Source organism: Bdellovibrio sp. MYbb2, from assembly GCF_056175685.1.
In genome coordinates this window covers 570,150-588,030 of sequence record NZ_JBJKJI010000001.1, presented here as the reverse complement: position 1 = coordinate 588,030, position 17,881 = coordinate 570,150, and the positions used below count along the sequence as shown (strand labels likewise).

The following is a 17,881-nucleotide window of genomic DNA, read 5'->3' as shown; positions in this document are numbered from 1 at the left end:
AAGCCATGGGAATCGGCGATAAAATGAGAGGACTTGCCTCCAGCGCACAAGAGGGCGTGAAGTCTTCAACAATCTCACTTTTTCATATCAGTTTGCGATTGATCACAGGATTGCTCCTGGGGTTGACGCTGGCTTTGATCGGCCAGGAACTGGTGGGTTACGGAACATTTGCCCTGCTTTTTGTCATGGTGGTGGTGGTGGCCGTTATCATGAAATTGCTGGCGAACTGGAGCATTGGTCAGATTTTAATTTTTGATTTGATCTGTGTGCTTGTGGTGATGCTTCTTAGAATGTATATACTGGTCGCGCCTTAGTAGAGGCGCTAGTTGGTTAAAAGGACGTTGAGATGATTGATATTAAACTTCTTGAGAAAAAAGCTGAAACCGGAACTTCTTACTATGATGAATACAAGCAGGGTCTTGTGAATCGTGGTGCTTCGACCGAAGTTCTTGAGCAGATCATGGAGCTTAATAAAAAGCGTAAAGAACTGATCACTCAGGCGGAAACGGCCAAAGCCAGTCAGAACAAACTCAGCGGCGAGATTGGTAAAATCAAACGCGAAGGCGGCGACGCTTCTGCTATTTTGGCTGAAGTCGACGTTTTGAAAACCCAGGTGAAAGAGCTTGAAGCCAAGGCTGCGGAAGCCGACCAGCAGGTGACAAACCTGGCGTTGGTGATTCCGAACAAGCCGCATTCTTCTGTGCCTGTGGGTTCTTCTGAAAAAGACAATAAAGAGATCAAAGTTGTTGGTACTCCGACCCAGTTTTCTTTTAAAGCGAAAGAACACTGGGAGCTGGGTGAAGCGCTGAACATCATTGATTTTGAGCGTGCTGCAAAAACCACCGGCACCCGTTTCGCCTTCCTGAAAGGGGCGGCGGCGCAAATGGAACGCGCGCTGATCCAGTTCATGATGGACAAACACTCCATGAAACATGGTTACACCGAAATGATTCCTCCGTTCATGGTGAACAGCAACAGTTTGCTGGGCACCGGGAACTTCCCGAAATTCAAAGAGGACGTTTTCCATCTGGAAGGCTCTGACTTGTATCTGATTCCAACCGCGGAAGTGCCGGTGACGAATTACTACAACAACGAGATCCTGGATGAAAAAGATCTGCCACAAAGCTTCTGTGCGTATTCTCCGTGCTTCCGTTCTGAAGCGGGTTCTGCGGGTCGCGACACCAAAGGTCTGATTCGTCAGCACCAGTTCGACAAGGTTGAATTGATGGTGTTTGCTCATCCGGACAAGTCCCATGAAGTTCATGAGGCTTTGACCTCCCACGCTGAACAGATCCTGATGGATCTGGAGCTTCCGTTCCGTCGTGTGCTTCTGTGCACCGGGGACATGGGCTTTGGATCTGCGAAAACTTATGATCTGGAAGTATGGTTGCCGGGCCAGAATGCGTACCGTGAGATCAGCTCTTGCTCTAACTTTGAAGACTTCCAGGCTCGTCGGGCCAATATCCGCTTCCGCAGCGCGGGTGGTAAACCCCAGTTCGTTCACACCCTGAACGGCTCTGCTTTGGCGGTGGGAAGAACCTTGGTGGCCATCCTGGAAAACTACCAGCGTGAAGACGGTTCTGTGGGCATTCCTAAGGCTTTGCAGCCTTATATGGGCGGCCGTACGGAGATTCGTAAGTAAGTCCTTTAAATCCAGGCAGCATGAGGCGGCGACCTCATGCTGCGTCATGGAAACAACTGCTTGAATACTCTCGTCAAAACCCATAAAACGGTCGACGGAGAGTTGGTAGAGCGGTTGAATACACCAGTCTTGAAAACTGGCAGCCCTTCGCGGGGCTCGAGGGTTCGAATCCCTCACTCTCCGCCATTATTTGCTCTGTTTTATATCGTTTTGAGAATTTTAGTAATCTGGGGGTGCTTTTTTAAGTGCCTGTAATTACAAAAAAATTTCCTATCTCAATTTTAAGCGGCGAATTTTTTAATTTTTTGTAACAACCCAAAATTCACCCAGTGGGTGACGGCCTTAAAAAATCCTATGGCTTTATGGGTGCGAGAGAAATAAAAAAACCGCCGAGATTGTCGGCGGTTTTGTCGGATGAGTTTTAAAAGTAGTAATTAAATATTTTATCCGCTCTTGCGGATTTTCGTGTGCGGCTTCAATTTATGAGAAACGCCCTTAGTCTCACTGGTTTTAAGTTTTGCTATGTAGTGTTTAAGGCCTTTGAAATCACTGTGGCCCGATTGCGATTGAACCACCAAGTGAGGAACTCCCGCAGTGAGTAAGTTCATAATGTAAGAGGCCCGTAGCGAGTGAAATATGGGCCATTCTTCTTCACCTTTATGATTTTTGTCGGGTGTGTATCCTACGTCTATCAAGGCTTGCTTAATTGCGCGAGCGGCTTTACCGCCTTGCCATTCAGGGTCACGAGGAAAAACATATTCGCTTTCTATTTTCTTAGTTCTAATCCCGTGCTCTTTAAAATATTTCCTAATGGCGGTTATATCTACCTCTCTCACCTGTCCGGTTTTGGTCGGAGTGAGTGTTTCGGTTCTCCAATTGAAAGTAGATTTAACCACTATGTAACTGTTCTCTGGGTCTTTAAGATGAACATTCTCCCACTTCAAAGCGTATAGTTCCCCGCTTCTTAAGCCCGTGTAGTAGCCGATATAAAAAGCGGCGGCCCATTTATTTTTCGGAATCATATCCACGTCGTGATAGAGGTCTATGATTTTCTCCATTACTTCGGGCCGTATCCACCTGACTTGATAAGGTTCGTCGTTCTTATCACGGGGTAAATAAATTCCTTGGGCTGGATTGAGATAAATACTGGCGGCGGGGCCTAAGATATATTTAAAAGCCGTGCGGATATGCCGCATGTAATGCTTTTTTACTCCGTATTTACGACTACTGAACTCTGGGCTTCTAATCATTCTCTCAATGTGATGGGTGGTGATTTGGCTGAGAAATAAATTATCCCACGGCTTCGTAAAGTTGTAGGCGGCCTTAGCCGTCTCCAATGAACCTTGGCCCATTGGCTTGTAACTATTTTTACTGTCCTCTATTTTTTGCTCTATATGCTTGAGATATTTTGCGTAGGCGGCCCGCCATTTTAATTGGCCATCTCTGTGCTTCATATCCTCTTGATTGAGTTCGTAGGTGAATTTTTTCCGCTGCTGTCGGGCCTCTTGAATGAGTTTTATCTGTCTCTGTTTTTTCGTTCTAACTTTTCCGTTAATCCGTTTTTGAACCACAACCATAAAACGGCCATTAGCCATTTTATAAATACACTCCTCCACTTTTTCCCTTACGGTGTCGTGGGGGCTTAGGTATTTTTCTTTTTTCTGCGGCTTGTCGTTTTGATTGTAGTCCATAAGTTTTTCCCTCTCTCTTTTCGGTAAGATTAAGAAAAGATTGAATTAAGCGGCCCCGGGCAAGCGGTTCCCTGTGCGGCCTGTTTTCTTAAACTCCGTTCGTAACTGCGTGTAGTAGTCGGGGTTTAATTTTCTAAGCGGCTTCGGGGCGTGATAAGTCCAAAGGTCTTCAGTTTTCTGGGGCCAAAGTCTTGACGAGTTTTCTAATAAATAGGAGCGGATAAAGGCCAATTCTAAGTAAAGCCGTAGGGCCAAAGCTTTAAACTCTGTAGGGCTTAGGTCTTGCGTCTCTACCGAGTAGAAAAAACCGCTAAACTCACGGGGAAAAAGTTTTTCCCTCACCGCTAAAAGGCGGTCAATGTCTCGCCCCTGTATGGGGTCGGAAAAAATCTCACTCAACTGTAGGCCGAGCCGTGGTGAATATCCTGACCTTATGGCCTCTATCAGTTCGGGACTGTCTGTTTTAGGTGTGTAAATGACCTTAGGCCCCCGTATGCGGGCGATTGCGGCACCTAAGACCGCCCATAAAGCCCAAGCAATGACTAACCCCATAAAGATAGGGATTAGGAAAAACGGGGAAATAAAAATTAGCATGAGTGGGTTGTTCATAGTAAAATAATACTACAAAATAACTCATCACGTCAATTTAAATATGTAGTATCGTTTTACTATAAAGAGATAAGGTTGGCCAATGGCACGGAATGAAACAATAGACCTTAAAGGCTTGTATAAAAAGAAACGGCGGAAACTCCCACGGCTTGCCGTGGCCGAGGCTATTGAGAAAAGTGGCCTAACTTATATGGAAATAGCCGAGCGATTAGGGATGAACTACTACAACAACATAACCAAGTGGAAGACCGCCGATAATATCAATTTTAAAACCCTTGCGGCCCTTGCCCTTGTGCTTGATTGCCGTATCCGTGACCTTTACGAGGAATAGTGGAAATAATCACCCATGAGGCGATTAGCGAGTTTATGAACGGCGAGGATTTCCCCAAGCCTTAAAGAGTATTCCCCCATATAGACCGTATAATCATGAGGACTGATTTTAATTAGAGCTATTGAATGGGGATAAGATAAAGACCTTATTCTAAAGACTATAAAATCATCTTCTCTAAATTGTTCTTCTGGCCAAATGTATCCAGTCTTATCCATGAAAGACTAAATGGATTTTTACCTATCATTTAAATTTGATGGCGGTTCCGTATTTAGGAAATTAAATAAAATTTCCTAAATAATTATTTTTAAGAGGAAAAACATCAATTTTTGATGATTGGCGGATTTTGACGATGATTATTTTTTATCTACGGTGTCCGTTAATTTGAAACGAAACCCGAGCCGTTCTTGTATCAATTCCCAATTATACTCCGTAGGCTCAGTGAGCCTTGCCGAGTGTTTTGAGCCTTTATCTAAGGGGTCAAGCTGAATGAGGCCGAGCCGCTTCAATTCTCTAAGCCCCGATTGAACCGAGTTATAGGAAAGCCCCGTAGAAAAACAAACATCACGGCGAGCAAACCCAACAATTTTTTTAGCCTGTAAATGCGGGTTATTCTCCACTCTATAACGGAATAGCAGAAACACCCTTAAAGCCGTATCTGGTAAAACTTTACTACTTAAAAACCATCCGTAAAACTTGAACATCTATACATCCTCCTCATTCAGTTACTTAAATAGAAAAAATCATTCCTAATCAGTTTTTGAGAGTTTCCATTTAGATAAGCGAATAGGATGGGGGCAGATGGTTAAGCCCAATTCCGCAAGCAATGACCTATTCAAGCAAGCGGAGTTAAGCCATAGCGGGGCCGACGGAAAACAAGCGGAACCGTCCCAGTCAGGGGTGAAAGTACTGACCGCAGGAAAACCGCAACACCCAATAATGGGCAGGCTAAATAAGGCGGAAGAGGGCTAATCCTGAAAGAGACCGAGCTATAAGACGGGCGATAATCCGCAGGTTTGCGAGAAAAAGTTAAGTAGTAAGATATTACTATTTACTTATATAATATATTTTATATGTCGTGGCCCTTACGGGAGCCTAAGTCTCTGGAAAACTTTTTTAGAGCCATTCTAAAAAATTAGAATTAAGAGTAGTAAAAGAATAAGATAAGTTAAAAACAAGTTCTTACCGTAGAGTTTTTAGCCCGTAGTCCGTTCTATTTATGGGATATGGGAAAGGTTGGACGGCCAAAACATAAAATTACCCACTTTATTGAAGTGGTGTTTTTTCTTTTCCTTGGTTCCGTCGTTGTCCTTGTCCTGTATCCGGCCCCACTGACCTTATTGGTCGTGGGGCTTTTATGGTGTCTTGGTGAGGTTGCCAGTGCTTTTAAATAATTTCCGCCCCGATAAGGATGACCGCTTTTATTTTTTATTCCGCTTTGTGGTTAGGTCGTGGCTGTTGTTTTTGTCCGTGATTTTTTCTGTCCCCGTGGGGGCCGTCTTTGGCCGTTCAATTACGGGGAAACAATTTTTAGCCATGTGCGGCGGATTTGCTCTTATTGTGGTCGTGGATTTTATCAGTGTGTGGATAAAGGCTTATCCTGAATACAAGAAAATGGAGCGGATTGAGCGGGAAACCTTTGGCCTTAGAAAAACCCATTAGTATTGACTAAAGTCCAATAGCCACCGAGCATATTGGTAGTAATAAAAAACACGGAGGATTTTATGAAATTAGTTGCCATCGTTTTAGCTTTTATCGGTAGTTCGGCTTTCGCTTCTACAAACGGCTATGATTTAAAAATGGATTTATCTCTAAACGGAAAACATATCTCTTCACCCAGAGTAATTGTTAAGGCGGGCGAAACGGCCACCATTACTCAAAAAACTGACACAGAGGAAAGTTTTATTGAGGTTGTTGCCACCGAGGGAACGGTTCAAAACCATAAAGGTATCTTGATGAACTTTGTTGTCGGCGTGATTGGCAAAAATGGCGAGCGGACTATCAAGGCCAAGCCGCAAATACTGGCTAAAGAAAACGAAACCGCTCTAATCACGGTCGGCGAAAATAGCGGTGATGAACTTTCTCTTTCTGTTATTGCGAACAGAAAAGCCCTTTAGTCTCCGTTCTTAAAAGTTAAGAAAAATGGCCGCAACTTCAATGGCGGCCATTTTTTTGTAATGTGTTTTAATAGTGAAGTGTAACCCACCCGTCACCCAACTATTTTTGTAATGACCTAACCAGTTGGAATTAATGAGAAACCTCACTTTTAATAATTATTAAAATCATCTCCGCCATTTAGGTTTCTTCCCCAAAAAATCCTGTAAAACTGAATAATGTTTTCCCCGGAACCCGCTTTCCTATTGCGTTTGCGGCTGTGACTTGATGTGATTCGGACTTCAAAACAATGAGGTGATCACTATGTCGGTTCTTTTCAAGATCTGTGTTTCATTGATGTCTTTGGCTTTGCTTGCAGGCTGCGACAGCGGCGGCGGTGGTTCTAAAGATGGCAACAACAACACCAACGGAAAACCCAGCGTAAAAAACCGCATCAATTGGTCTTCCATTCCTTCCAAATACAATCCCTCTATTGAAGACGTTGAGTTCCGCGTGGACGGTTATGAAAAGATCAACGTGAACGTCTTTGGTTTTGATGACGACGTGGAAGTGGTCTATTCCAAAGATCTGCCTGCCGACTCCGGATTCCTGCGTATTTATCGTGTCTGGGCGAAATCGGCTTCCTGGGGTTCTTTGAATGAAAGACCCAACGGCACCACTTTGGATCTGATTGGTAACGGCAGCTATTCTTGTTCTATAGCCACCAGCAACCGTGAAATCGTGCAGCTTGAAGGCGGCTGTTATGTGCGCATTCAGGTCTTCATGCCAGCGGGTGCCGAAATCGAGGTTTATAACGTCAACAAACTGATGACCAAAAGATTCTTTGCCATCAAAACGGATGTGATGCTGGAACAACTCGACAGAGCCTCCCGGGATGAAGACAAGTTTGCGGTGATTGAAACTTATCTGGCTTCTTATCGCGGGTTGAAAAAGAAACCGGAAATGCAGGCGGTTCAGCTGGGTGACGTGGTATCTGAATTCCCGTTCTCTGAAGGAAAATTCAAAGCGCTTCGTTTGTTGCATGCGACAGTTGTGGACCGAGAAAACCTGTCCAAGATGATTGAAGACAGATTCAGTTACTTCGATCGTGCAGAGGCCCGCCGCATCGTCGGGATCTGATTTTTCTTGCGCTTGGGGGCCAATGCTAAGATTCTGGCCCCTATGATGGAACTCATTGATATTATATTGCACCTTGATAAGCACATCGCTGAATGGATCGTTTTCTTCGGACCATGGCTGTATGTGATTCTTTTCCTGATCATCTTTGCTGAAACCGGCCTGGTGGTGACACCGTTCCTGCCGGGGGATTCCCTGCTGTTTGCACTGGGTGCTTTCACCGTGGTGGAAGGTGGTCTGAATCTTTGGGTGATTCTGATCAGTCTGACCATCGCCGGGATTCTGGGCGACACCGTGAACTATCATATCGGGAAGTATTTAGGACCGAAGGTCTTTGAGTCGGACTCCCGCTTCTTCAAGAAAAAATATCTGGAACAAACCCATGCCTTCTATGAGCGCTGGGGAGCTTTTACAATTGTAGCTGCCCGCTTTGCTCCGATCGTTCGCACATTCGCTCCGTTTGTAGCTGGTATCGGTGAAATGCAATACCGCAAGTTCATCGTTTACAACATCGGTGGCGCGATTGCGTGGGTGTGGATCTTTGTTCTGGCAGGTCACTTCTTCGGAAATCTTCCGGTGGTGAAGCAGAACTTCCATATCGTGATCTTCGGTGTGATCGGTGTTTCTTTGTTGCCGATGGTGTGGCCGTGGGTTTCAAGTAAATTCAAGAAAGCCTAGATAATCATCTTAGAATTTCGAAGCCCTGATGAAGAACCATCAGGGCTTTTTTGTATGTTGCACCGATGTTTCATTCTGAGACTGGAATCGCAAATTGTCCAAAAAGTCGGACATCGACAATCAATCGCATTTATATGAGTGCTCGCGCAATTTAGAATTGGCAATGGAATTGCATCTTTAGGTTCTTAACAGCTTTTAGGAGCCTTAAGACGTGAAGACCCTTGGTAAAATTTCACAATTCATTGGATTAATTCTGATCTTGGCGGCAAGCAATTCTGCAGGTCAGGTTCCTGATTTGGTTGTGATTAAAGAGGGTCATTTAACTGCCAACTCTAAATGCGAAGGATTAAAGACAAGTCGAGCGATCGTATCCATTCCAAGTGATGTTCCGATGGCGTACGCCCATACGCAATTTCAAATGAGTGGAAATGGTAGCAAAAGCTATTCACACAGCTATGACAGTAACTCAAGAACCGTTACTATAGTGGCTACGGCGGATACCCACAGTGAATGCGGTTGTTTCGCGGGCATCTGCAATGAGCCTGGATCTAACATCAGCCTTCGATATGTAGTGTATGCACAGAAGAATGCGTGTGATCCAACTCCGTCATTGCCTAATATAGATACTGTCAGTGCAGTTGATTATGAGGCTGCCTTGGTCCGACTGAATAAATCAAAAGAATGTAATAGGCTTGTTCTGGAAGCAAAAAAATCTGCACTTTTGCAGGATTTTGGAAACACGATATCTAATAAGGCTTCTGCAAGATACGGAGAAGAAAAGGTCAGAACAGCGCAAGAAATGGCTGAAGCGGTTCTCGTTAAGGAAAAGATTAGTCTGATAAAAAAAGAAGCCTTCGCCCTTCAAGATCCCGCGGCACATCTAGGAAAGCTTGTCTACGACATGTCCCTTGCGTTCGATGTGGGGATGGACTTTGCGGCCACTTTAAATAGCGTCTCCTTCCAACTGGAAGCTCTGAGAAGGTGGAAAAAGGAAGAAGGCGAGTCCGCTGCATTCCTAGCAAAGAATCCTCTTCTCAAGTCTCTCATTGATCATCGCAAAGCAGCCGGCCTGACCGTAAGGTCTAAACTTCGTCCCCATATCGACTCAGGATTCTCTGTGGAAAAGTGGATGAGTAATTTACAGAGTCACTTGAACCACTTTAACTACTACCATGCTCAACTGACTGAGCGGCTTCGTTTGACTCAGCAAAAGGGCACGTCTGTCTATGGAGGTCATGATTCCCTGCTTCGGGATATTGATGTCAATAAAGAGGTTGGATTACAGGAAATTGAATCGATGCTGATTCAATACAAAAGTAAAGCAGAAGAACTCTATTCCAGAGCGATAGAGAATCAGGATGCCTTAAAAAGGCTTCATAGCCTAAATAAGAAGAGTATTGATGAGTGGCTTTGTGAATCAGAGGGCGTCTCCTGCCCTATTTCTCTACCGAAATTCTCTGTGGCAAATAATTTCGTGAATTGGAATGCGACGGAGTCGCTTTCCTTTGCGTCGTCCCAAACTTGTCTTACCCTAGAATTTTCTGCTGACTACAACTCAGATATGATTGCTGTGCCCAGAGATAATGACAATTTTGCTAGTATTAATGGACGTCCTCTCTATTTTAAAATTGATCGCAGTTCAATTCATTATGATAGAGGTAAGGCGGTTCGTAGCCGCTCTACAAGTTGTTTTTCGTCTTCGTTGCTTAAAATACGATCAAATTTAATTGAATTGAAATATCGATACGGTGATGGATCTCCCATGTCTGGGAACTCATCATCCATCCTCTATGCTAATTACGGAAAAGTGAATCAGCGAACTGTTTGTCAGGAGTACCGCGCGGGCTCAACATCTGGGACACGAGGATGTGTAGGATCTATGGTTATGGATCTGCAAGACTTGGATCCAGGACTAAAGCAACGAATCACCGACTTACAGTATGAAACAAGAAAATTAGAAATAGAGATTCTTAATCAGAACCAACAATTGAAAGCGCTGACTCAGCAGCTTTCTCTCTATGCAAAATTGGATATTTACAAGATTGCGCCAGAAGATCTTCGCGCGATCTCTTCCGACCTGGAAGAGGCCGCTCAACTTATTGAGGAACTGCGATTTAAGGCGGCTATCGAAAAAGAACAAGTTGAAAACGAAATTGCAAATGTCTTTAGAAGAGACGGAAATCGTGGAATTGAAAGTATCTTAAAACAATCTTACGACTTGGAAAATGACAAGATTCTGGGTCCTACCATTGTACCCGATCTGGGGTTGATGGAGGCTACAATTGAATCTCACATGTTGGGCGGTTCAAAGGATAGACCAGCCGCTGAGGTTAAACAAGCTTATGATCGCACCAGAGACAATATAAACCGCGAACTTCATAAGAGTTTGGAAGCGTCTAATTTCAGACAGGCCGATCAAGTACTAAAGAGCTGGAATCAGGTCAGGGAAGAAATGTTCCGTCGTCTTAGTGACAGAAAAGCAGGTGCTTTCGAGTTAAATTTATTCCACCAAATGGTCATTGAGGTTAATGAGAATATAGAGAAGCACTTCGATCCAAATGGCTTCTATATCGCGGCCCAGATTCCGGTGGATGTAAAAGCCTTCGTAGCTAAAGGCGCGAAGACCAGTAAATTTGCTGATGACCTGCGAATTGCAATGAATAAGAACATTCAGGACCGTTTGAATGCAGAACAAAAGGTCAACCAAGTTAACTTTTATATGATGTTGAGAGCTTATGACGAGCTGTTCACTTTCAAGTCGAATTTGGACCAAGCAAACTTTGCACCGCAGGCTCGTAAAGAGGTGGAAAAGGGATTGCTGGCGATGGCGGAATCTGGCTTCCGTATAGGGGTGTCTTTCACTCCTGTGGGTAAGTTTGTGGATTTCTGTGAGCTAGTGACAGGAAGGTCGTTATGTCGCTCAAATGGTGAAGAACTCACGACAATTGATCGGGCTTTGGCTGGTCTCGGTATTTTTGTTGGGTCCGGTGTAATTCTAAAAAAGCTGGCCTCAAGTTCTGCAATCAGGGATTCGAGACTGTTGACGGGTGCAATAGACAAAATTAATTCGATAATCGCCGGTCTGCTTCCAAAGTTTGAGGGTTCTGCGGAGCAAGCGAAAGACACTGCGCGAAAATTCCTTGAGATGTTGCTTCTTAACTCTGGGGCTAAGGAATCTGCCGCTGAAATTTTAGCAAAATCTCACAGTTCGATCCTATCGCATTTGCGGGTCTTCAATAAAGTTGATCTTCTAGACCCGTCTTTGGAGAATTCGTTCTTAAAAAGAACAAAGGGATGGGATGCTCCATGGGATGTAAAGTTTGGATATTTTAGAGGGATACTAACCGAAGAAAGAGTTTTCGTACGATTTTTCTCAGAGAATAAGTATTCTGGCTGGGTGATACCAGAGGATATAGTAAAAGGACTGTCTGCTGCCGAAATAAAGCATTTGCTGGCTCTTCCGAAATCTCCCACAAAGTATGTGAAGGTGGTGCTACCAAAGGAAACCGAGGTGTTTATGGGGCGAGTTGGTTTGAATAAATTTGGTGGTGTTGAGGGCTGTATACAATTCTATGTCGATGACTTGAAGCCTGAATACTTTGGTGAGGTTAAAATGATTTTGAGCAAATTTGAGGGGTTTTAAATGATTACCAAATTAGAAGATAGAAAGAAATTATTGATAAATAAAGTCGAAGTTAGTTTGCCGGCAGCTGTAAGAGGGTATTTGGAGTTCCAAGGTCTGGCAGTTGTTGTTCTTGAAAGAGAATATAGCTTGAGAAATATATATGCATATACTGCATCTGGTGAACTGAAGTGGATTATTGAACCGGTACCTTTTCAGGTCGTTCCCCCTGGATACTCAATGGTTGCGAATGAAAATGGTCAGCTGTTGGCCGTGGCAAAAGGAACATATGTTGTAGACTTTAATACGGGAGAAATTTTGAAGGAGATCAAGGAGTATAAGTAAAGTCGATTTTGCTTTGGGTAACTTCATAAATAGGAAATGACGAGTTCCGGCGGTTGACTGAGATCTTAGGAGATCTTCCGCAAGAGATCTTTTAACATTGGATTGGTCTCGAAAAATATAGGGTCGGTATTTTTGTAGTGTTCTCCGAGAGACCTTACCACAAAACGTCCGCTGGCTTGGAATAGCGGATTCTTGGAATCCAGATATTCCTTCAGCTTCTCGGCAAGTTCCTTGTCAATATTACGTTTACCACTGACTAACAAAGCATCCGCAGAAACTCGGTTGTTCTTCGAATATACAAACCGTCTTAAGAAAGCGATGTCTTCCGCCAGGTCACCCAATACGATGATTGTGTTGGCCTGAACGCGGGGATCTGTATGTTCCAGACAAGAACTTAGGACTTCCAGTAGGGACTCTTTCACCAGATAAGAAGGCACAAAGTTCGATGCTAGAGAGATAGCGGCAGAAAGAACTTTGTCGTTGGCTTTTCCGGCTTTGTTGGCGTTGTGAATGGTTCGCAGGAAGTTTGTGAAGGCTTCGGCCTGCATTTCGCCGCTCATTCGCACCTTGTAGGTTTTTAAAATGCCAAAGGCGGTGAAGAAGGACTGATCTTTCCCGGCTTCGATTTCAGCGCTTAGAAATTCATAAGCGGCGCACAGGTCTTCATCACTGCGGAAGTAAGTCAGAAGGCTCACGTCTTTCTGCAAAGCTTCAGTCACCGTGGTGAAGTTTTTTGCGCGGAACAAAGTCGAAGGCTTGGAGAAGCCTTTCAGCAAAGTTTCTTTCGTGTCAGAGACGGTGCAAAGGCCCTCCACCGAATCGGCGGCTTCCGCATAGAAAGTGACTGAGCTTGAAGCTTTGTCATCCACCTGACTTAGCAGGCGTGCGGATTCAATTAGCGGCAGACCGCTCAGGGCAAAGCCAGAATCCTGATTCACAAAACGAATCTTACCCAGAACAAAACTGCCTTTCACTTTGAAATAGTGATCGGCCCCTTCGGGAAGGCTTGCTTCAATCTGCTGGGCGGCTTCAAAGACACTGCGCAGGCACGCCAGGGCCAGGGCTTGGGAATTCTGTTTGTCTTCTTTGATATGAAAAACGATTTCATCACCCACGTACTGATAGATCAAACCGTTATAGCGTTCGATCAGTTCGCGGGCTTTGATGAAGTAGGTGTTCATGATCTCGGTGACGTATTCGTCCTTCTTATCCAGGAAGATCTGCGTGTATCCGTTCAGATCCACGCGGATCATGGTGCTTTGGAAAGCATAGGGAGCTTTCTGGCCGGACTTCATTTCGTGCAGGATCGCCGGGGTCAGGGAATCTGAGTAGTAGCGATTCTCGTACTCCAAGTACTTTTTGGTGCTTTCATAGCTTTGGGTGGCCGTGAGAAGTGTTTGACCCTCTTTGGAAAGTGACTTGAGGTTTGCAAGCTTCGATCGGTCGCGGTTTGCCAGAATCTGGGTCAGGTTGATGATGTCTTTTAAGAACAGGTATACCAGAATTCCGACGATCAACGTGACCACTAGAATATCCTGGATAATCAGACCCTTCATGGACCATGCGGTTTCAAGCATGATGTTCTTTTTGTTCTGAAAGATGCCGACGGTGAAGCGATAGTCCATCAGTTTGATGGTTCTAAATGCCAGGTCATCATTTTGCAGCAGTTGATTAAAGACCTGATAGTCGGCGTTGATGCCGGCCAGGTTTTCAAAGTTGTTATACCAAGTCACAACTTCCGAGCCATTTTGCAGAATATAGAAATCAATCAGGAATAGCTTTCTGGCATTCTCAAGTCGGTCTTTTAAAAGACTGAAGTTCTCAGTGATCACCAGAGGCGTGAAGCTTTCCTGCACGAACTGCATTTGGGACTGACGGCGCAGGATTTCTTTGTCGGTGAGGTCTTTGACGTTAAAATAGAACTGTGTCGCTGACGAGATCACATAGCTCAGCCAAAAAGCCGCGACGATAAGAACTACAACCGACTTGTTCCATTTACTTTTGGCGAACAAAGCGGTCTCCTTGATCCAGGAAGATCACTTCACCCTTTTTTGCTCCTGTGGAGTTTCCATAGAGATCCAAGATGGTGATTTTTTGTGATTCCAGCTGTTTGCCAAATTCTGGGTCTGATAGTTTCTGTTTGGTCTCTTTATAAGTATTTCTGGAGATATCCGTGATGATTTTTTCACGTGATCCCGCTGAAGAAGAACCGACTTCCTGTTTTGAATTGGATTTTGCGGGGGTGTTTGTCGCAGGCTCTGGATTGGTTGCGGCAGGTCCGCGCACGGGAGCTCCTGCCGAGCCACCACCCGAGAAACCAAGACTGGATCCTGCAGAACCACCGGAGCTTGCAAAGCCACCACCGCCGCCACCTGCGGCCATGCCGCTGCCCACTTCTCCAGAGGCCGATCCCTGACTTGCTGGCGCACGGGAGGCTTCACTGGTGCTGCTAGGCGCTTGACGATCTGTTGGCGCGGAAGCTGATGCGATGTTTGCAGATCGCGTTGGTGCCGCTTGCTGTGTCGTGGACGGTCCATCAATCGTGATTTCTTCAACAACGCGATCACCGGTAGAAAGAGTTCTTGCCGAGGCCTTTAGCAGGTCGCTGGCTGGATTGCCGTTGGAAGCTTTGATGGGAGCTCCAGTGGAAGCAACAGATCTTGATACTTCTTTGCTGCCTGAGCCACCAGTTCCACTGCCGGTGTCAGCTGCAACGGCCTGAGTACTGAAGGATCCCGCCAGGTTATTGGCCATACGAAGCATGCCACTGCTTTCAGAGGCTGAACGAACCAGCGCCTGTTGAGACCCCGCTTCGGTCACTGGAGCTGGATTGGAGATAGATTCAGACAGAGTATTTGCTGGTGGAATTTGAGTTTGTGCCACAGTGAGTTCGGTCGGAATATTTGCAGTAGCTGCCTTTGCAGCGATCTCAGTACCAGTTTGTGCAGTGACCGCGATAGGGGCACTTTTTGTACTTGTTTGGGTGCTTGGGGCTTTCTTTGCAGCATCTTTGGCAATTTGTTGGGTGTTGCCTTCGGACTTTGCCGTCGCGGTTTTAGCGCCGTCTTGGAGGGAGATGGCCCCCATAACAGTTGTGATAGAGTTATCGCTTCCGAGTGGAGCACCTGCTTTTAGCTTTTGGCAAAGGCCCTCGACAGTTTTAACCTCAGACTCATTTTTTAAGCCGGCTCGGTGTAGCAGCTCGTGAGTAATTCCCTCGGTGGAAACAATTGGCGCCTTACCCAAACCAGCAACGGCAGGTTTGCTTCTGGCTTTTTCCAAATCAAAATGGATAAACCCTGTGGATTCATCTGTTGTTAAAGTCTTTTCTTGGCCATCCGCTTTTTGGCACTTCAAAAGCGGGCCATAGTTCTTTGGCTGCTGACTAAGCTGTGCTTTCTGCAGTTCAAATTTCGCCGCCAGAAGTTTTCCGGAAATTGCGATTTTATCGCCAGAGACAGCCTCTTGGAATTTGGGATCGTTGAGGCACTTCTGTGTTTCGTCAGAAGTAATAGCTACTTTCACGGCCTTTGAAGTTAAGAGTTTCTCTTTTACAGAGAGTTCTTTTTTACAAGATTCGTCTAAAAGGAATTCTTCGATAGCACTTGTACCTGTAACATCCGCCAATTCAGAAATTGCAGTAAATGATTTGAGCTTTTTTTGAACCGAAGTGAGTTCGCATCCACCGTCTTCTAAATTAAGCAGAAAGTGCTTTCGAGTACTCAGACCCTCTAGTTGCCACCGCTCATTCGTGAATGAATAAGACATTTCACGGACCACCTTGCCGCTTAATCGTACGTCCCAGCGTATCGGAAGACCATTTCTAAATTGGGTAAAGACTTCGGTGGAACCCTTTTTGAGATACCAAAAATCAATTTGTCCATCCAAGTCGCCGTCGATGCGAATGTCCTCGAAGTCTTTGTAAGAGATCATGTATCGGCCCGGTTTAGAACCGCCAGGATTGTAAATGACTTCTTCCGCCTTTAAATAGGTCTTCTTTGGACTCTGTGCCCAAAGCGACTGGAATACAAAAATGGCGGTTAGAAGGATTTTCACAGCCTGTAGATCGGTATAAATGCGGCGATGGTTTACGGTACTAAGATCCAGCTGGCCTATAGCCTAGATTTGGTATGTAATCTTCCTAAGGCAAGTATCCTCTTCCAATATATTAATATGAGACAATTTCTATCCCTGATAGTGCTGGGCTTAATTCTAATTTCAGCTGAGGCGCAATCGTCTGCAACCAAGCAGTTCAAAGTTTATTCCGTAAAAACAAAAAAGTATGTGAATGTCACCGTTACAGACTACCAGGGAGTGACCCTTTCCCAGAGCTGCATGAAAAGTGGAAAGATGAATTGTGACGCATGGAAAGCCGTTCAGTCCAAGATCGAAAATATGGAAACACCGGGGGTTGGTGTGATTGGCAATCCGGCCGCGAGATACTGCCAAGCGCACAAGTCATTGAATCGAATTCTATTGGACGCGAAAAGCAGAGAATATGACTACTGTGAGTTCCCCGATGGGTCATTCGTGGATGCTTGGACCCTCTTTAACAAACACTTTTCAACCAGACAGTAAGGTGCGGAAGTGAAAAAAATTGCCTTAATTTTACTTTGTATTTTTGTGGCTCCATTTGCTTTGGGCGCGATGGGATTGGATCCGGTTCCTCGCGACTTACTTAAAGATGATGGTGGGGTCTTGGCCGTAACAAATATGCCAAAAACACGATCCCAGGATTCGTTTGGTATCTGCTATTCGTTCGTTGCGACGACCATTTTAGATGAGGCGAATTGTACAGGGAACAAGGTGCCTGATTGTGCAAATGTACCCGATCAAAATAAGTTTTCTCCTTTAGATGTGGCGAGATTTGGAACGAAGCTACCGGAAGGTGTGGAGTCGGATCGTTTTACCTCCGAAGGATTGAATGAAGGAGGATCGGCCGCTTTAGCGATATATAGTGTTTTAAGAGATGTTGTAATCAAGGAGTCTTGTGCACCATTTGATCAGATAGTTTCGAAAGTGACCGATCCTGGTGAAGCGCAGAAGCTTGAGATGTCCATGTGGAAGACGTTTAAAGATAGTTACGAATCCTTCCAAAAGAAAACAAAAGAATGTATGAGTTGTGGTTTGGAGTATGCGACTGCAAAAACACAAGAACTCAAAGAAAACTTCAACTTGAAGTCTTCGAACAAAGATATTTTGGAAGCTTTTTCTCAAGATACCTATGCAAAATTCTTGGATAAGCTTCTCATTCCAGAAAAGTGTTGGAGCACGGAGAATGTAATAGGCGTTCAGGGCAATTGGAACCTCCAGCAGTTTCCCACGAAAGCTAAGGCCGATTACCAGTCTTCAATTAATAAGATCAAAGAAGTATTGACCAAGAAAAGGCCCATAGCCTTTTCATTCTGTGCCCAGGATAAAGTCACGGTTAAGAGCCTCAAGGCTTGCGGAGAGATTAAAGATAAAAGCGGTAACACGGTGGGTGCCGGCCATGGTGTCGTGATTAAAGGCTACCGCAAAGTCTGCAGAAGCGCAGGTGACTGCTACGAAGCCCTGCAAGTTCAAAACTCCTGGGGGGAGGGATGGCAAAATGCGAACAGCGATGGCTGGGTAGATGCCAAGGTCCTGTTGGATCGTTCCTTCTATGAACTGGGGGCACTAACCTGGCTTGAGCAGGAAACAAAGTAGTCCACTTCGTTGTTCAAAGTTCGGATAATACAACGCTTAAATGCCTA

At 45.0% G+C, this 17,881-nt stretch carries 16 protein-coding genes and 1 tRNA gene; 12 read left to right on the top strand and 5 right to left on the bottom strand.

The genetic code is table 11. The annotated features are described in order from the left end of the window. Positions 1 to 5: 5 nt before the first annotated feature. The 3 genes from AC04MQ_RS02895 (at position 6) to AC04MQ_RS02885 (ending at position 1,828) form a co-directional block, all read left to right on the top strand. Positions 6 to 314, top strand: coding sequence for a hypothetical protein (locus AC04MQ_RS02895; RefSeq protein ID WP_015089278.1), 309 nt, complete (start codon positions 6 to 8; stop codon positions 312 to 314). 32 nt (positions 315 to 346) lie between these two features. Further along, entirely contained in the window at positions 347 to 1,642 is a 1,296-nt protein-coding gene (gene serS / locus AC04MQ_RS02890) for a serine--tRNA ligase (RefSeq protein ID WP_475390995.1), read from the top strand. A gap of 96 nt (positions 1,643 to 1,738) precedes the next feature. Then, positions 1,739 to 1,828, top strand: a tRNA-Ser gene (locus AC04MQ_RS02885). A gap of 257 nt (positions 1,829 to 2,085) precedes the next feature. Here AC04MQ_RS02885 and AC04MQ_RS02880 read toward each other — a convergent pair. Together AC04MQ_RS02880 and AC04MQ_RS02875 are read right to left on the bottom strand one after the other, a co-directional pair. Next, positions 2,086 to 3,333, bottom strand: coding sequence for a tyrosine-type recombinase/integrase (locus AC04MQ_RS02880; RefSeq protein WP_475390993.1), 1,248 nt, complete (start codon positions 3,331 to 3,333; stop codon positions 2,086 to 2,088). A 45-nt stretch (positions 3,334 to 3,378) separates the two neighbouring features. Continuing rightward, positions 3,379 to 3,942, bottom strand: coding sequence for a hypothetical protein (locus AC04MQ_RS02875; RefSeq protein WP_475390991.1), 564 nt, complete (start codon positions 3,940 to 3,942; stop codon positions 3,379 to 3,381). Between the two features lie 82 nt (positions 3,943 to 4,024). On the opposite strand from AC04MQ_RS02875, the gene AC04MQ_RS02870 reads away from it, so the two are divergent. Next, a complete protein-coding gene (locus AC04MQ_RS02870) occupies positions 4,025 to 4,273 on the top strand; it encodes a helix-turn-helix domain-containing protein (protein WP_475390989.1) in 249 nt (82 codons plus the stop codon). A gap of 353 nt (positions 4,274 to 4,626) precedes the next feature. On the opposite strand, the gene AC04MQ_RS02865 is transcribed toward AC04MQ_RS02870, so the two are convergent. Further along, positions 4,627 to 4,974, bottom strand: a complete 348-nt coding sequence (locus tag AC04MQ_RS02865; RefSeq protein WP_475390987.1) for a hypothetical protein — start codon at positions 4,972 to 4,974, stop codon at positions 4,627 to 4,629. Positions 4,975 to 5,650: 676 nt separating this feature from the next. Between AC04MQ_RS02865 and AC04MQ_RS02860 the strand changes: the two genes are divergently transcribed. The 6 genes from AC04MQ_RS02860 (at position 5,651) to AC04MQ_RS02835 (ending at position 12,146) form a co-directional block, all read left to right on the top strand. Next, positions 5,651 to 5,932: a hypothetical protein gene (locus AC04MQ_RS02860; protein WP_475390985.1), complete on the top strand. Its 282-nt coding sequence runs from the start codon at positions 5,651 to 5,653 to the stop codon at positions 5,930 to 5,932. Positions 5,933 to 5,994: 62 nt separating this feature from the next. Then, complete coding sequence (locus tag AC04MQ_RS02855) at positions 5,995 to 6,387, top strand: hypothetical protein (RefSeq protein ID WP_475390983.1); 393 nt, start codon at positions 5,995 to 5,997, stop codon at positions 6,385 to 6,387. 301 nt (positions 6,388 to 6,688) lie between these two features. Beyond that, on the top strand, positions 6,689 to 7,504 hold the full coding sequence (locus AC04MQ_RS02850) for a DUF4476 domain-containing protein (protein WP_475390981.1): 816 nt from the start codon (positions 6,689 to 6,691) through the stop codon (positions 7,502 to 7,504). Between the two features lie 45 nt (positions 7,505 to 7,549). Then, complete coding sequence (locus AC04MQ_RS02845; RefSeq protein WP_475392011.1) at positions 7,550 to 8,179, top strand: DedA family protein; 630 nt, start codon at positions 7,550 to 7,552, stop codon at positions 8,177 to 8,179. A gap of 211 nt (positions 8,180 to 8,390) precedes the next feature. Then, on the top strand, positions 8,391 to 11,822 hold the full coding sequence (locus tag AC04MQ_RS02840; protein ID WP_475390979.1) for a hypothetical protein: 3,432 nt from the start codon (positions 8,391 to 8,393) through the stop codon (positions 11,820 to 11,822). Beyond that, a complete protein-coding gene (locus tag AC04MQ_RS02835) occupies positions 11,823 to 12,146 on the top strand; it encodes a DUF7957 family protein (protein ID WP_475390977.1) in 324 nt (107 codons plus the stop codon). Positions 12,147 to 12,211: 65 nt separating this feature from the next. Here AC04MQ_RS02835 and AC04MQ_RS02830 read toward each other — a convergent pair whose 3' ends face one another. Together AC04MQ_RS02830 and AC04MQ_RS02825 are read right to left on the bottom strand one after the other, a co-directional pair. Further along, the gene (locus AC04MQ_RS02830; RefSeq protein WP_475390975.1) at positions 12,212 to 14,158 is read right to left on the bottom strand and encodes an adenylate cyclase; all 1,947 of its coding nucleotides are present in this window, start codon (positions 14,156 to 14,158) and stop codon (positions 12,212 to 12,214) included. Next, positions 14,142 to 15,671, bottom strand: coding sequence for a hypothetical protein (locus tag AC04MQ_RS02825; RefSeq protein WP_475390973.1), 1,530 nt, complete (start codon positions 15,669 to 15,671; stop codon positions 14,142 to 14,144). The genes AC04MQ_RS02830 and AC04MQ_RS02825 overlap by 17 nt, the downstream gene beginning before the upstream one ends. 648 nt (positions 15,672 to 16,319) lie before the next feature. Between AC04MQ_RS02825 and AC04MQ_RS02820 the strand changes: the two genes are divergently transcribed. Together AC04MQ_RS02820 and AC04MQ_RS02815 are read left to right on the top strand one after the other, a co-directional pair. Beyond that, positions 16,320 to 16,724: a DUF333 domain-containing protein gene (locus AC04MQ_RS02820; RefSeq protein ID WP_475390971.1), complete on the top strand. Its 405-nt coding sequence runs from the start codon at positions 16,320 to 16,322 to the stop codon at positions 16,722 to 16,724. Positions 16,725 to 16,733: 9 nt separating this feature from the next. Continuing rightward, positions 16,734 to 17,834, top strand: a complete 1,101-nt coding sequence (locus AC04MQ_RS02815) for a C1 family peptidase (RefSeq protein WP_475390969.1) — start codon at positions 16,734 to 16,736, stop codon at positions 17,832 to 17,834. The last annotated feature ends 47 nt before the right edge of the window (positions 17,835 to 17,881 follow it).

What these genes read in the sequence shown, in the direction of transcription:
- AC04MQ_RS02865 (WP_475390987.1), bottom strand. Translation starts at nt 4,974, where the DNA reads ATGTTCAAGTTTTACGGATGGTTTTTAAGTAGTAAAGTTTTACCAGAT.
- serS (WP_475390995.1), top strand. Translation starts at nt 347, where the DNA reads ATGATTGATATTAAACTTCTTGAGAAAAAAGCTGAAACCGGAACTTCT.
- AC04MQ_RS02835 (WP_475390977.1), top strand. Translation starts at nt 11,823, where the DNA reads ATGATTACCAAATTAGAAGATAGAAAGAAATTATTGATAAATAAAGTC.
- AC04MQ_RS02875 (WP_475390991.1), bottom strand. Translation starts at nt 3,942, where the DNA reads ATGAACAACCCACTCATGCTAATTTTTATTTCCCCGTTTTTCCTAATC.
- AC04MQ_RS02850 (WP_475390981.1), top strand. Translation starts at nt 6,689, where the DNA reads ATGTCGGTTCTTTTCAAGATCTGTGTTTCATTGATGTCTTTGGCTTTG.
- AC04MQ_RS02820 (WP_475390971.1), top strand. Translation starts at nt 16,320, where the DNA reads ATGAGACAATTTCTATCCCTGATAGTGCTGGGCTTAATTCTAATTTCA.
- AC04MQ_RS02880 (WP_475390993.1), bottom strand. Translation starts at nt 3,333, where the DNA reads ATGGACTACAATCAAAACGACAAGCCGCAGAAAAAAGAAAAATACCTA.
- AC04MQ_RS02895 (WP_015089278.1), top strand. Translation starts at nt 6, where the DNA reads ATGGGAATCGGCGATAAAATGAGAGGACTTGCCTCCAGCGCACAAGAG.
- AC04MQ_RS02855 (WP_475390983.1), top strand. Translation starts at nt 5,995, where the DNA reads ATGAAATTAGTTGCCATCGTTTTAGCTTTTATCGGTAGTTCGGCTTTC.
- AC04MQ_RS02845 (WP_475392011.1), top strand. Translation starts at nt 7,550, where the DNA reads ATGGAACTCATTGATATTATATTGCACCTTGATAAGCACATCGCTGAA.
- AC04MQ_RS02870 (WP_475390989.1), top strand. Translation starts at nt 4,025, where the DNA reads ATGGCACGGAATGAAACAATAGACCTTAAAGGCTTGTATAAAAAGAAA.